Source organism: Pseudomonas sp. p1(2021b), from assembly GCF_020151015.1.
Lineage (GTDB): Bacteria > Pseudomonadota > Gammaproteobacteria > Pseudomonadales > Pseudomonadaceae > Aquipseudomonas > Aquipseudomonas putida_K.
The window spans coordinates 4,392,543-4,405,745 of the sequence record NZ_CP083746.1 but is presented as its reverse complement, the minus strand read 5'-3'; the positions used below and the strand labels follow the sequence as shown (position 1 = coordinate 4,405,745).

Genomic DNA, 13,203 nt, shown 5'->3' with positions numbered 1-13,203 from the left:
CAGGGCAGTTGCCTGGGCTCGACGCCCAGGTGCCTGGTTGCGCTATCGGTGGCCCGCCAGCGCATTCACTTCCACGGTGACGTGGGCCAGCTCCTCGTGGACGGCCAGGGCCTGGCGCACGCTGTCCGCCTCCAGCGGCAAGCGGCTCGCCAGGCTGAGGATGCAGGCGTACTGGTCCTTGCCCACGCGCCACACGTGCAGGTCGGTGATGGTGGCAGGCACTGGCAACTCGGCCACCACTTCGCGGATTTCCTCAACCACCGGTGCGTCCATCTCGGCATCGAGCAGCACGCGCCCGGTATCGCGCAGCAGGCCTTTGGCCCACACGGCCACCAGCACCGCACCTACCAGGCCCATCACCGGGTCCAGCCAGCCGGCGCCCCAGAACTTGCCCGCCAACAGCGCGACGATGGCCAGCACCGAGGTGGCGGCGTCGGCGATCACGTGCAGGTAGGCCGAGCGCAGGTTCAGGTCCTGGTGGTGGTGATGGCCGTGATGGTGATGATCGTGGTCATGATGATGGTGGTGGTCGTCGCGCAGCAGCCAGGCGCAGACGAGGTTCACGGCCAGGCCGACGACGCCGATGGCGATGGCTTGGTCATAGTGGATCGGCCCTGGCGTCAGCAGCCGTTCCACCGACTGGAACGCCATCAGGCCGGCCACGCCCAGCAAGAGCAGGGCGCTGGAATAACCGCCGAGAATCTCGATCTTCCAGGTGCCGAAGGCGAAGCGCCGGTCACCGGCATAGCGCCGTGCCGCCGCGTAGGCCAGCAGCGACAGGCCCAGGGCCAAGGCGTGGGAGCTCATGTGCCAGCCGTCGGCCAGCAGCGCCATGGAGTTGAAGTACCAGCCACCGGTGATCTCGGCCACCATCATCAGGGCCGTGAGCCAAACGGCCAGGCGTGTCTTGCGCTCGGCGCCCAGGTTGCTGGTATGGAACTGATGGCTGTGCAGCCACTTGTCTGAGGTTTGCGCCACCATGGTTTATCATGCTCCGGAATGTATGCGGCATATACTATACCCCAGTATACCTATGAAGGTGCGAGACTGAATGGCACATACCATCAAGAGCAAGAAACAACTGCTGACCCGGGTGCGCAAGATCAAGGGCCAGGCGGCGGCTCTGGAGGCCGCGCTGGAGCAGGACAAGGACTGCCTGGGCATCCTGCAGCAGATCGCTGCGGTGCGGGGGGCGGTGAATGGGCTGATGGCCGAGGTGATGGAGGGGCATATCCGCGAGCACCTGGTGGCTGACGGGTTGAGTGCCCAGGCGCGGCAGGAAGAGGCCGACAAGGTGGCGGCGTTGTTGCGGTCGTACCTGAAATAAGGTGTTTTGGGGCTGCTGCGCAGCCCTTTCGCGGCACAAGGCCGCTCCTACAGAAGAAAAAATTTCCCAATTCCCCTGTAGGAGCGGGCTTGTCCCGCGATCAAGGGCGAAGCCCTTGCCAGGCGACGGTGATATCGAGCCAGACCTAATCCCGGGACAAGCCCGCAGGAGGCCTCTGGTTCATGCCCACCAATAGCGCACGAAGTGGAAGAACACCGGCGCTGCGAAGCACACCGAGTCCATGCGATCGAGCATGCCACCATGCCCTTCGATCATGTGCCCCCAGTCCTTCACTCCGCGATCGCGCTTGATCGCCGACATCACCAGCCCGCCAAAGAACCCCATGGCATTCACTGTCAGCGCCATCAAGCCCGCCTGCCAGAAGCTGAACGGCGTGATCCAGCACAGCAGCGCGCCCACCAGGGTGGCCAGGGCCACGCCGCCGGCCAACCCCTCGACGGTCTTGGACGGTGACAGGTTGGGCGCCACCTTGCGTTTGCCGAACAGCTTGCCACACACGTACTGCAGCACATCGCTGATCTGTACCACCAGGATCAGCCAGGCGATCAACAACAGGTTGCGCCCCTCGTAGCCGGTGATGTCCAGCGTCATCAAGGCCGGCACCGACGACAGGCAGTATACCGCGATCATCAAGCCCCACTGCACCTTGGAGGCGCGTTCGAGAAAGCGCGTGGTGTCGCCGCCGAAGCTCGCCAGTATCGGCAGGAACAGGAACAGGTACACCGGGATGAAAATGCTGAACAGCCCGTACCAGTCCATGGCGATCAGCAGGTACTGCAGCGGCAGCGCCACGTAGAACGCTGCCACCAGTGCCGGGTAGTCGCTGCGCCGGGTAGGCGTGAGGGTCATGAACTCGCGCAGGGCGTAGAACGAGACGAAGTAGAACAGCACGATCACCCCGTACTTGCCGAACACGAAGGCGATGCCGATCACCAGCACCATCGCCCACCAGGCGTTGATGCGAGCGTTGAGGTTGTCGATCACCGCGTGCGGCTCGGGGCCGGCGCGCCACTTGAGCAGGCGGCCGATCACGCTGGCGAGCAGCAGCAGGGCGCCGATGCCGGCGAACAGCGAAAGGGTATTGTCGTCCATCTCAGGCATCCTTGGGGGCCAGGTTCAGCAGGGCCTGGCGGGCCCGCTCGAGAAAGGCCTGCTTGCCCTCATCGGCCAGCAGGTGCAGGGGTTCGCCAAAGCTCAGGGTGCACAGCAGCGGCAGCGGCAAGGCGCGGCCCTTGGGCATGACGCGGTTGAGGTTGGCGATCCACACCGGGACCAGTTCGATGTCCGGGTGTGCCGCAGCCAGGTGGAACAACCCGCTCTTGAACGGCAACAGTGCTTCATCGGTGAGGTTGCGCGTGCCTTCGGGGAAGAAGATCAGCGAGTCGCCCTGGCCCAGGGCGTCGAGCACCGGTTGCAGCGGGTTGTCGTGGGCGTCGCTGCGCTGGCGGTCGATCAGCACGGCATCGAACACCTTGCGGATCAAGAAGTCACGCAAGCCTGGTTTGGCCCAGTAGTCGGCCCCGGCCACGGGGCGCGTGCGCCGGCGCAAGGGTTCGGGCAGCGAGGCCCACAGCAGCACGAAATCGCCATGACTACTGTGGTTGGCGAAGTACAGCCGCTGCCTGGGGTGCGGCGTGCAGCCGAGCCAGAGGGCGCGGGCACCGGTGATCAGGCGCGCGACGGAGGTGATGACGAAGGCGGTCAGGGCGGTGAGCATGGCGCGGGCCTTATCCGATGAAGGGAAGTGTCAGCAGCGTAGCCAGGGCCAGAATGAGCTGCAGGCCGAGGCACAGCGCCTGGCGCCGGAGCAGGCCCAGGGCGCCCTGGCTACGTGCGGCCCAGGCGCGTGGGTCGCTGGCGTTGGGCTTGAGGTGCAGCTCGAACAGCGCGCGGTCCAGGGCCTGGGTGTCGCGGGCAAGGTCGTCGCTGGCGGCGAGCCGGGCGAACAGCTCGGCGTCCAGGGCGACGCGGGTGGCGTAGTACTTGTGCAGCAGGCCCAGCGTCAGCAGCACGGCGCAGAGCAGGCTGGCCAAAGGCGGCATCTGGGTCACCAGCGGCGCCAGGCCGTAGGCCAGTGCCAACAGGGTGACGCCGTCGGACAGGCGTTCGAGCTGGCGGCCGCGGCCGAGCAGGCTGGCGGTCAGGTAAAGGTTCATGGCAGCGCTTCCAGCTGTGCCAAGGCCAGGCGATGGCCTGGGTGCAGCACGATGCCCGGGCGGGCCTGGCGGATCAGGGCCTCGGCCTCGTCGATGTCGGCGCAGCGCCGGGTCGATACCAGCCAGGCGGCCACGGCGCTGGCGCTGCGTGAGTAGCCCAGGGCGCAGCAGACCAGTACCGGGCCATCAGCGCGCAGGCGTTCGATGGCGATGGCGGCCTGTTGCAGCAGGCGGCTGTCAGGGGCGATCAGGTCCAGGGTAGGAAAACACGCATAGCCAGTCGACGCGACCGGTGTAGGAGCGGCCTTGTGCCGCGAAAGGGGCGCGCAGCGGCCCCAGGTTTTCAGCTTCGCAGCAGATTTCGCTGGGGCCGCTGCGCGCCCCTTTCGCGGCACAAGGCCGCTCCTACACGGGGGCGCACCAGCCTGAACATGACACGGCAGCTCTGCGCACAGGTCGACAACCGCAGCGAAGGGCGCCCCACGCCTCGGAATCCGCCCCAGGTAAACGCCATCACAGACTTCGTCCGCCTGCGGGTGGCGCCAAGTCCACAACCGCGAATTGACCCACGCGCCGATCAGGTACGGGGCCAGCAACCAGTGAGCTGCGTTCGACAAGCGCCCATCGGCGCCTTTCTGAAATCCGCCTGCACCGAGCACGCCATAGTTCAAGGCCACCAATGCCAGCGACACCGCCGGCCAGGCCAGCCACAGCCAGGCACCGCCCAAACCAATGGCAAGCACGGCGCACAACGATGCGCCCGCGGCGTAGCTCAACGCCAAGCGCCAGCGCTTGGTATCACGCACAAGGCGCGCCTGCTGCCAAGGCAACTGCCCCAGAGGTGGCCACAGCCAGACGCACATCAACCCCGCCAACGCCCCGGTGGGCACGTCGATGAAGTGGTGCTGCCAGGTGGTCAGCACCGAAACCCCGATCAACCCCATCCAGCCATGCATGAGCCATCGCCATGGCTGGCGCCGCACATGCCGGGCGAACATCGTCCAGATGATCACCAGCAGCGCGATATGCAGCGACGGCGCTTGGTTGAACGGTTTGTCGAAGCCCATCAGCACATCGAACAGCCAACCGAACAACCCGCCCAGCTCTGGCCGCTCGAAGGTGAAGCGCAACGGCCAGAGCAGGAAGCAGCTCACGCTGATCACTTGGGCGGTGAACAAGGCCATGGCGTGGCGGTCCATCTCCCGGCGAGTGGTCGGCAGCAGAAAGGAAAGCCCGTACAGCAGGTCGATGGACCAGTACGGGATGATCGTCCACGGCCACAGCGGTACCCGGTGTTCCCAGGCGAACACCAGGCTGCCGACCTCGGTGAGAGTGGCGGTGTGGTTGTTGACCAGGCCGTAGCTGAGGAAGAACAACGGCCCGAGCAGCAACAGCCAGAGCACGCCCCGGCGGATCAGCCCAGGCTCACGCACCATTGCCCACCCGTTGCGCCAGGCTCACGCTGAAGATGCCCCACTCGTCGATGCGCTGGGCGACTTTGCGAAAACCTGCCGCCTCCACCAGTTGGTCCATCTCCGCCTGGCTGCGTCGACGCATCACCCAGGCCTGGCCGTCGCGATGGCTGGTCAGGGCGCGGGCGATCATCTCCAGTTGCGGGTGCCAGGGCTGGCCGGTGTAGACCAGGTAGCCACCGGGTTCCACCGCCTCGCCCAGGCCTGCCAACGAGTTACCGACCAGGTCGTTGCTGGCGAACAGTTCGTAGAGGCCCGAGACCACCGCCAGGGTCGGCCGCGGGTCGAGGTTGGCCAGGCTCTGGCGGTCGAAGGCATCGCCCTGGACGAAGCGGGCGACCTCGGCCAGGCCCTTTTCGGCGATCAAGGCGCTGCCTTGCTGGACGTTCAGTTCGCTGTAGTCGCGCAGCAGGATCGAGTCGGGCATCTGCCCCTGCAGGGCTTCGAGGATATAGCGGCCATGGCCTGCGGCGATATCGACGATATGCACTGGGCGCTGCTGCTGGCGCAGGCGCTCGATGGCCTCACGCAGCAGTTCCTCCACATGCAGCTTGCGCTGGCGGATGCCGCGCCAGCCGATGGCGTTGAGGTAGTTGCGGTCGATCAGCTCGCCGAGCTTGCCCTTGCCGGTGGGTTGGTTGCGGTAGACGTAGTCGAGCGTGCTGCCGGAATCGAAGCCCGTGTCGAAGCCCAGCTTCACCCCGGCCGAGAGGCCCTGGCCCAGGCGCAGGCCGGCGCGGGTGGCGCGCCAGTAAAGCTCGCGTAACGAGTAGCGGGGCAGGGGCGCGGCCAGGCTCTCGGCCTCGGCGCAGCTGGCGCCGACCTTGTCGGCATCGAGCAAAGACGGTAGCGGTACGGGCGCCTCGAAGCATTGGGCGACGAAACGCTGGATACGTGCCAGGGCGTGGGCCCGGTCACGCTCGCCCAGGGTGTCATGGAAGAAGCCTGGAAGCATGTGCATCTCTTTGCGCGTGCTGCCCAGGCGTTCGAAGAAACGTTCTTGGGGTTTGCGCTCGACCACCAGGTCCGCGCCGGACACCAGCACTTGCGTCGGCACCTGGATCGCCTGGGCATCGGCCACCACCCGGTCGGCGGCCTCGTACAGGCCCAGCAGCATGGTCACCGAGATCGGCCGGCTGATCAGCGGGTCGGCAACGTACGACATGACCCGCTCCGGGTCGTGGGTCAACAGGCGTGGCTTGACGTAGCTGTTGACGAAGAAGTTGCCGCGCAGGGCCTTGAGCAGCTTCAGCCCAGGGCGGGCGAAAGGCACGTAGAGCTTGACCTTGAACGCCGGCGAGGCCAGTACCAGGCAGCGTACCCTGGGCGCGTAGTCGTGTGCCCAGGTGGCCACCAGCACGGCGCCGACGCTTTGCGCCAGCACCACCATGTTCGCCTCTTCGAGGCCGTGGGTATCGCGGATGTGCTCGATGAAGGTCTGCACATCGCGCACGCTGGTGGCGAAGCCTGGGCTGTCGCCGCGTGCCCCCGGCGACTGGCCATGGCCACGGGCGTCCCAGGCGAAGAAATCATAGCCGGGCATGTCCAGCTCGTCGGCCAGGTGGGCCATGCGTCCGCCATGCTCATGGCCACGATGGAACATCACCACTGCGCGGCGCGGCTGGTGTTCGTTGCGCGTGGCAGGCCAATACCGGTAATGCAACGCCACGCCGTCATGGGTGGAGAAGTGCAGCGATTGCGCTTGGCGCATGGCTAAGGTCCTTGTCCGGCGGCAAAAGGATCAACGGGCTTCGGTCAGGCCGTGGCGAACCCGGTTGTAGAGGGTATAGAGCGAGAGTGCCAGGATGACCAGCAACAAACCGTCGATCCACGCCGCGCCCAGCACCCCGAACCCGACCCCGGCCCCCAGTACGCCGAAGGCGAACGCCCGGTCGCTCTTGCCCATGGGCCCGTCATAGCGCCGCGAAGCCCCCACCAACGGGCCCATCACCCCGGCGTACTCGCTGACCACCGCGCTCAACACCACCAGCACCACCAGCACGGGCGACACGCCTGGCAACAGTGCGAACGGCAGGTACAGCGCCGCATCGGCGACCACGTCGCACAGCTCGTTCAGGTAGGCGCCGAGCTTGGATTGCTGGCCGAATTCCCGAGCCAGCATGCCATCGACCGCATTGAGCGCCATGCGCACGAGCATCCACAGCGGGACCAGGAGGAACAGCCCGTTCACAGTGTTTTGCCAGGCCAGCAACAGGCCCAGCAGCACCGACACCAGCGCGGCGGCGACGGTGACCTGGTTGGCGGTGACGCCACGGTCGTACAGGCGCTTTACCGCAGGACGCAGCAGGGCCTGGAAACGGGGCTTGAGCTGGTAGATCGATGGCACGGTGAACTCCCTTTCATGGCGCGACATGGCGGGGATTGTGGGGACAGAGTCCGGCTGGCTGCAAGCGGCAAATGTCTTACATGTGAACCGGATGAGGCTTATTCAAAAGGACTAGGTGTCCGCTTGTCGTCTGGTATGTGCATAGTGTGTATTGCTCTTTGTTTTTGCCAATACTGATGTGTACTATACACATCGACTGCCGAAGGAAGGGTGAATGCGCAGTAGGGACGTGATCCAACTCATCGAAGCGGATGGGTGGTATGAGGTGGAGGTGAAAGGAAGCCATCATCAGTTCAGGCATCCCATAAAGCGAGGAAGGGTTACGGTTCCCCATCCTAAAAGTGATTTGCCAAAGGGCACTGTGCACAACATCTTGAAACAAGCTGGCCTGAAGTAGGATCGGTCGCGATGCTCGAGCAGGTTTACCACCTCGAACCCTTATGGAGATAGTCGATGAAGTTCCCAGTCGTATTGCACAAAGACGTTGACTCGGACTACGGCGTCATCGTGCCTGATGTACCTGGCTGTTTCTCCGCCGGTGCTAGCGTCGCTCAAGCGCTGGAGAATGTTCAGGAGGCTCTGACGTTGCATTTCGAAGGGCTGATGGCGGATGGAGAGACGCTGCCACAAGCGCAAGAAGTTGATGTTCATGTCGCGAATCCCGATTACGCCGGAGGAATATGGGCGGTCGTGGATTTTGATGTGACGCCCTATCTGGGCAAGGCGGTGCGTTTCAACGCCACGCTGCCAGAGAACCTGTTGCAACGCATCGATGAGAAAGTGAAACGTGATCATCGATATGCTTCTCGCTCCGGCTTCTTGGCCTCGGCCGCTTTGCGTGAGTTGGCTGCGGCGCATTAGTGAAATAGGGCTGCTTTGCAACTCACATACGGGTTAGCGGCAAAAACATCGGATTTTCCCTCTTTCGCGTAGTCCGTTTCCGAAACATACTCTCGCCGCACTTCTGCCATTGCGATGGGTATTGTTCCCCCTCTAGTCTCGCCAGGTCGTTGCCAATTCAGCGACCGGGTTTAGCCACCCGAGGTTATGAAGACGAACGTACTTCGCCATCGCGATCCAAGGTTTAGCAATTGACTTTGGCGCTTCATGGCGGCTGTGCGCGGTGCACCTTCGGGTGAGCCGGGTATCGTCTTCCCGGTTGGCTAACCCGCGTACAGCTGCCACCCTTTCGTTTAGCCACGAAATTGCGGCAGCTCAACCAAGACGGAGCTGTAGCCATGCTGAAGATTGTCCCCGCCCCACCTCTCCACTCCCTCGAAAACACCCTACTCATCGTGTCCGAGCACCTGGAATGCGCGTTCACCGTGGCCCAGCAAATGGCACACCTCGACCCCAAACCGCCGATGCACGCGTTGCACGTGACGGTAATGCATGAAATCGATGCGGCCCGCAGCCTGGTCGAACTCACCCTGAGCCTGGCGCAAACGCGTCATTGAGGTTGCCATGGATAAAGAACAGATGACCCCAGGCATCGCGATGCTGCGGGTGAGCGAGGCGATCCCGGCGCTGATGCGGGTAATGCCGGGAATACCGGTGAGCGTGGCGCTGGAGCAGGCTTCGATCATGCAGGACTGCGTGCGGTACCTGACGCTTGAGTCAGCCCTGGCGGAGCAGGGGGGCAGCAACCTGATGTGGGCAGCCCATTACCTCAGCGGCATGGCCAAGGCGTTGATGGATGATGCAGCGGAAGGGCTTGAGGCGAACAGGCCCTGAGCCTGCTGGTGCCTGATCTACCGCAATCGCGGGCAAGCCCGCTCCTACAGGTTCTCCGCGGCCCTTGAGAGCGGCGCCGAACTTGTGGGAGCGGGCTTGCCCGCGATTGCGATAGACCAGGCACCAGAGGACCGCAGTCGTTCCCAGTGGTAGGTGGCTGCTAGTTGGTCAACGTCGGGCGGAGGACGGGCTGAGCATCTCGATCATCTGGATATCGAAATCTCGCTCCAGGTATTCCATGCGCTGCTCGAAGAATTCACGCATGTGCGGCAGGGCCGAATGCACGTCCAGGTCGGCCTTGCTGGCCCAGACCTCGTAGAACACGAACAGGCTCGGGTCTTCCTGGTCGCGCAGCATGTGGTATTCGATGCAGCCCGGCTCCTGGCGGCTGGGCTCGACATAGGCCCGGAACAGCTGCTCGAAGGCTTCGGCCTTTTCCGGGCGGGTCTTGGCTTTGAGGATGAAGGCGTATTGCTCGTTCATGTGCATGGGCCTCGAAGGCAGGGAAGATGAGCGCATTCTAAAGCAACAATATGTTTTTCATTCGTGTTCCTGGCGCAAATGTATTTTGCCATCGAGCCGCTTTTTCTCTGGCCCTCGCCTGCCTAATCTGCCGCCATCCATTCGACCTGCTCACGAGGCCCACCCATGAAAAAGATTCTCCTGCTCAACGGCGGCAAACGCTTCGCCCACTCCGACGGTCGCCTGAACGAGACCTTGCATGAAGCTGCCCTGGCCCATCTGGATCGCGCAGGTTTCGATGTGAAGCAGACCTTCATCGATGGCGGTTACGACGTTCAGGAAGAAGTCGAGAAATTCCTCTGGGCCGATGTGGTGGTCTGGCAGATGCCTGGCTGGTGGATGGGCGCGCCCTGGACCGTCAAGCAGTACATCGACGAAGTCTTCACCGCTGGCCACGGCAGCCTGTATGCCAACGATGGCCGCACCCGCTCCGACGCCTCGCAGAAGTACGGCAGTGGCGGCCTGATCCAGGGCAAGCAGTACATGCTCTCGCTGACTTGGAATGCGCCGCAGCAGGCCTTCGACGACCCGAGCGACTTCTTCGAGGGCAAGGGCGTGGATGCGGTGTACTTCCCGTTCCACAAGGCCAACCAGTTCCTGGGCATGACCGGCCTGCCGACCTTCCTGGCGGTGGACGTGATGAAGCGCCCGGATGTACCGGCGGCGCTGGCGGCCTACGAAGCGCACCTGGACCGGGTATTCGGCAAGGCTCAATAATGTTGCCGAGGCCCCATCGCCGGAGCGATAGGGCCAGGGCAAGCAACCCCAAGACAGTTTCCCACCTGTCCTGCGCTGTTTTCAGAGACTGCGCCATACCTGTAGGAGCGGGCTTGTCCCGCGATTGGGCCGCACCGCGGCCCCTTGCACCGATCCGTTTCACCCGCTATCTATCAGGGCTACTCCCACTCAAGGCCTACCGCGTGAAAACCCGATCCGAAGAACTCCAGGTGTTCGTCGCCGTCATCGATTGTGGCTCGATCTCCGCCGCTGCCGAACAGATCGGCCAGACCCCCTCGGCGGTCAGCCGCACCTTGTCGCGGCTGGAAACCAAGCTCGGCACCACGCTGGTCAACCGCACCACCCGGCGCATGGACCTGACCGAGGAAGGGCGTTTCTTCCTGGAACGCTCGCGGCGCATCCTCGAGCAGATGGACGACATGGAAGAGCACCTGTCCATGCACAACCAGACGCCTTCCGGGCGCCTGCGTATCAATGCCGCAGCACCCTTCATGCTGCATGCCATCCTGCCGTGGATCGGCGAGTTCCGCCGCCAGTACCCTGGCATCGAGCTGGAACTGAACACCGACGACCTGATCATCGACCTGCTGGAACAGAGCACCGACGTCGCCATCCGCATCGGCGACCTGGCCGACTCCAGCCTGCATGCGCGTTCACTCGGCTGCAGCCCGATCCAGGTGCTGGCCAGCCCCGACTACCTGGCACGCCATGGCATGCCGCAAACGGTCGAGGAGCTGAAGGACCATTGCCTGCTCGGCTTCAGCCAACCTGAGTCGCTCAACCGCTGGCCGTTGCGCCATGCCCAGGGCGACCATTGGCAGATCCGCCCCAGCCTGATCGCCTCCAGCGGCGAGACCCTGCGCCAGCTGGCGCTGGCCGGCGAGGGCATGGTCAGCCTGTCGCACTTCATGAGCCATGAAGACATCCGCACCGGCCGCCTGCAGGTGGTGCTGGGTGAGTTCAACAATGGCTATCGCCAGCCGATCCACGCGGTGTACTACCGCAATACCCAATTGGCCCTGCGCATCCAGTGCTTCCTGGATTTCATCCAGCAGAAGCTGGCGATGTATGCCTGTTGAGTTGCCTGAACACGACAGGACCTGTGCATAGGCGGCGCAAGTTTCCTACGGTGTTTGCTTAGTCGAAGCGCTTCGGCCTTAATGACTGATCAACAAAAACAACACCAAGGAAGTACGCATGCGTATCGTCATGTTCCAGTCCATGGCCCTTGGGGCCGCGATCCTGAGCTGTTCGTCCGCTTTTGCGGTGTCCCTCGAGGGCGGTGCTGTCGCCGCGCCTGATCAATATGGCGCACAGGTGGCCGCCGATATCCTCAAGAAAGGCGGCAACGCCGTGGATGCCGCGGTGGCCACGGCCTTCACCCTGGCCGTGACCTACCCGGAAGCGGGCAACATCGGCGGCGGCGGTTTCATGACCCTGTTCGTCGACGGCAAGCCGTACTTCCTCGACTACCGCGAGGTGGCGCCCAAGGCCGCGACCCGTAACATGTACCTGAACGAAAAAGGCGAGGTGATCGAGAACCTCAGCCTGGTCGGCGCCCGTGCGGCCGGTGTGCCCGGCACGGTGATGGGCCTGTGGGAAGCGCACCAAAAGTTCGGCAAGCTGCCCTGGAGCGAGCTGCTGACCCCGGCCATCGGCTATGCGAAGAACGGCTTCAAGGTGGCCGAAAAGCAGTACCAGTACCGCAACGATGCCCAGGGCCTGTTCAAGACCGCCACCAACTTCAACGACTATTTCGGCACCATGAAGGTCGGCGAGCTGTTCAAACAGCCCGAACTGGCCCAGACCCTGGAGCGCATTGCCGACAAGGGCGTGAGCGAGTTCTACCAGGGCAAGACCGCCGACCTGCTGGTGGCGCAGATGCAGGCCGACAAGGGCCTGATCACCAAGGCCGACCTGAATGACTACAAGGCCGTGTGGCGTGAGCCGATGGCCATCAGCTGGCGCGGCAACATGGTCTACACCGCGCCGCCGCCGAGCTCCGGCGGTGTGGCCTTGGCCCAGCTGCTGGGCATCAAGGAAGCGCGCGCGGCAGACTTCAAGGGCGTGGAACACAACTCGGCCAAGTACATCCACCTGCTGTCCGAAATCGAGAAGCGGGTGTTCGCCGACCGCGCCGATTACCTCGGCGATCCCGCGTTCACCCAGGTGCCGGTCGACAAACTGGTCGCCCAGGACTATCTCGCCAAGCGCGCCGCCCAGGTGAACCCGAGTGCCATCTCCAAGACCGAAGATGTCAAGCCGGGCCTGGAGCCGCACCAGACCACGCACTTCTCCATCGTCGACAAGCAAGGCAATGCGGTGAGCAACACCTATACCCTCAACCTGGACTACGGCAGTGGCGTGGTGGTCAAGGGCGCGGGCTTCCTGCTCAACGACGAGATGGACGACTTCAGCGCCAAGCCAGGCGCGGCCAACGCCTTTGGTGTGGTGGGCGGCGATGCCAACGCCATCGAGCCGGGCAAGCGCATGCTCTCGTCCATGAGCCCGAGCCTGGTCACCCGTGACGGCAAGGTGGCGCTGGTGCTCGGCACACCGGGCGGTTCGCGCATCTTCACCTCGATCTTCCAGGTGATGAACAACCTGTACGACTACGGCATGCCGCTGGAGAAGGCGGTGGCAGCGCAGCGGGTGCACCACCAGTTGCTGCCCAAGGACACCCTCTACTACGACAGCTATGCGCCGCTGACCGGCAAGGTGGCCGATGAGCTGAAGCAGATGGGCTATGTGCTGGAGGACCAGGGCTGGGAGATGGGCGATATCCAGGCGATCCGGGTGACCGGGGAGCAGCTGGAAACCGCCTCTGACCCGCGCGGGCGGGGTGTGGGGATGATCGTCAAGTAATCGGTAAGCGGGGCCGCCTTG

At 63.9% G+C, this 13,203-nt stretch carries 16 protein-coding genes; 8 read left to right on the top strand and 8 right to left on the bottom strand.

Annotated features, from left to right (window positions below; translation table 11 throughout):
- Positions 1 to 42: 42 nt before the first annotated feature.
- The gene (gene dmeF / locus K8374_RS20550; protein WP_224456981.1) at positions 43 to 981 is read right to left on the bottom strand and encodes a CDF family Co(II)/Ni(II) efflux transporter DmeF; all 939 of its coding nucleotides are present in this window, start codon (positions 979 to 981) and stop codon (positions 43 to 45) included.
- Between the two features lie 70 nt (positions 982 to 1,051).
- Here dmeF and K8374_RS20545 point away from each other — a divergent pair, with 70 nt between their 5' ends.
- A complete protein-coding gene (locus tag K8374_RS20545; protein ID WP_084858469.1) occupies positions 1,052 to 1,327 on the top strand; it encodes a metal/formaldehyde-sensitive transcriptional repressor in 276 nt (91 codons plus the stop codon).
- Between the two features lie 180 nt (positions 1,328 to 1,507).
- Here the strand turns inward: K8374_RS20545 and K8374_RS20540 are convergent, their stop codons facing one another.
- Genes K8374_RS20540 through K8374_RS20515 form a run of 6 tightly spaced genes read right to left on the bottom strand, consistent with a single transcriptional unit; the run spans position 1,508 to position 7,323 of the window.
- Positions 1,508 to 2,440 carry a phosphatidate cytidylyltransferase gene (locus K8374_RS20540; RefSeq protein ID WP_224456980.1) on the bottom strand — a complete coding sequence of 311 codons (933 nt, stop codon included), beginning with the start codon at positions 2,438 to 2,440 and terminating at the stop codon, positions 1,508 to 1,510.
- Position 2,441: 1 nt separating this feature from the next.
- Entirely contained in the window at positions 2,442 to 3,065 is a 624-nt protein-coding gene (locus K8374_RS20535) for a lysophospholipid acyltransferase family protein (protein WP_224456979.1), read from the bottom strand.
- A gap of 10 nt (positions 3,066 to 3,075) precedes the next feature.
- Positions 3,076 to 3,504, bottom strand: coding sequence for a hypothetical protein (locus K8374_RS20530; protein ID WP_224456978.1), 429 nt, complete (start codon positions 3,502 to 3,504; stop codon positions 3,076 to 3,078).
- Positions 3,501 to 4,940 carry a phosphatase PAP2/dual specificity phosphatase family protein gene (locus tag K8374_RS20525; RefSeq protein ID WP_224456977.1) on the bottom strand — a complete coding sequence of 480 codons (1,440 nt, stop codon included), beginning with the start codon at positions 4,938 to 4,940 and terminating at the stop codon, positions 3,501 to 3,503. The genes K8374_RS20530 and K8374_RS20525 overlap by 4 nt, the downstream gene beginning before the upstream one ends.
- Entirely contained in the window at positions 4,930 to 6,687 is a 1,758-nt protein-coding gene (locus tag K8374_RS20520; RefSeq protein ID WP_224456976.1) for a bifunctional alpha/beta hydrolase/class I SAM-dependent methyltransferase, read from the bottom strand. The genes K8374_RS20525 and K8374_RS20520 overlap by 11 nt, the downstream gene beginning before the upstream one ends.
- Positions 6,688 to 6,717: 30 nt before the next feature.
- Positions 6,718 to 7,323, bottom strand: a complete 606-nt coding sequence (locus K8374_RS20515; protein WP_224456975.1) for a CDP-alcohol phosphatidyltransferase family protein — start codon at positions 7,321 to 7,323, stop codon at positions 6,718 to 6,720.
- A gap of 214 nt (positions 7,324 to 7,537) precedes the next feature.
- Between K8374_RS20515 and K8374_RS20510 the strand changes: the two genes are divergently transcribed.
- The 4 genes from K8374_RS20510 to K8374_RS20495 all read left to right on the top strand — a co-directional run bounded on the left by K8374_RS20510 (position 7,538) and on the right by K8374_RS20495 (position 9,057).
- Positions 7,538 to 7,720 (top strand): type II toxin-antitoxin system HicA family toxin, encoded by a 183-nt coding sequence (locus K8374_RS20510; protein ID WP_196143798.1) that lies wholly within the window; start codon positions 7,538 to 7,540, stop codon positions 7,718 to 7,720.
- A 56-nt stretch (positions 7,721 to 7,776) separates the two neighbouring features.
- The gene (locus K8374_RS20505) at positions 7,777 to 8,184 is read left to right on the top strand and encodes a type II toxin-antitoxin system HicB family antitoxin (RefSeq protein ID WP_224456974.1); all 408 of its coding nucleotides are present in this window, start codon (positions 7,777 to 7,779) and stop codon (positions 8,182 to 8,184) included.
- Between the two features lie 377 nt (positions 8,185 to 8,561).
- The gene (locus K8374_RS20500; protein ID WP_224456973.1) at positions 8,562 to 8,780 is read left to right on the top strand and encodes a hypothetical protein; all 219 of its coding nucleotides are present in this window, start codon (positions 8,562 to 8,564) and stop codon (positions 8,778 to 8,780) included.
- A 7-nt stretch (positions 8,781 to 8,787) separates the two neighbouring features.
- Entirely contained in the window at positions 8,788 to 9,057 is a 270-nt protein-coding gene (locus K8374_RS20495) for a DUF3077 domain-containing protein (RefSeq protein ID WP_224456972.1), read from the top strand.
- Positions 9,058 to 9,225: 168 nt separating this feature from the next.
- Here K8374_RS20495 and K8374_RS20490 read toward each other — a convergent pair whose 3' ends face one another.
- Positions 9,226 to 9,540 (bottom strand): putative quinol monooxygenase, encoded by a 315-nt coding sequence (locus tag K8374_RS20490; protein WP_224456971.1) that lies wholly within the window; start codon positions 9,538 to 9,540, stop codon positions 9,226 to 9,228.
- A gap of 165 nt (positions 9,541 to 9,705) precedes the next feature.
- Between K8374_RS20490 and K8374_RS20485 the strand changes: the two genes are divergently transcribed.
- The 3 genes from K8374_RS20485 (at position 9,706) to ggt (ending at position 13,182) form a co-directional block, all read left to right on the top strand.
- Positions 9,706 to 10,296 carry an NAD(P)H-dependent oxidoreductase gene (locus K8374_RS20485; RefSeq protein ID WP_224456970.1) on the top strand — a complete coding sequence of 197 codons (591 nt, stop codon included), beginning with the start codon at positions 9,706 to 9,708 and terminating at the stop codon, positions 10,294 to 10,296.
- Positions 10,297 to 10,499: 203 nt separating this feature from the next.
- Positions 10,500 to 11,396 (top strand): LysR family transcriptional regulator, encoded by an 897-nt coding sequence (locus K8374_RS20480; protein ID WP_224456969.1) that lies wholly within the window; start codon positions 10,500 to 10,502, stop codon positions 11,394 to 11,396.
- A 118-nt stretch (positions 11,397 to 11,514) separates the two neighbouring features.
- Positions 11,515 to 13,182: a gamma-glutamyltransferase gene (gene ggt / locus K8374_RS20475; RefSeq protein ID WP_224456968.1), complete on the top strand. Its 1,668-nt coding sequence runs from the start codon at positions 11,515 to 11,517 to the stop codon at positions 13,180 to 13,182.
- The last annotated feature ends 21 nt before the right edge of the window (positions 13,183 to 13,203 follow it).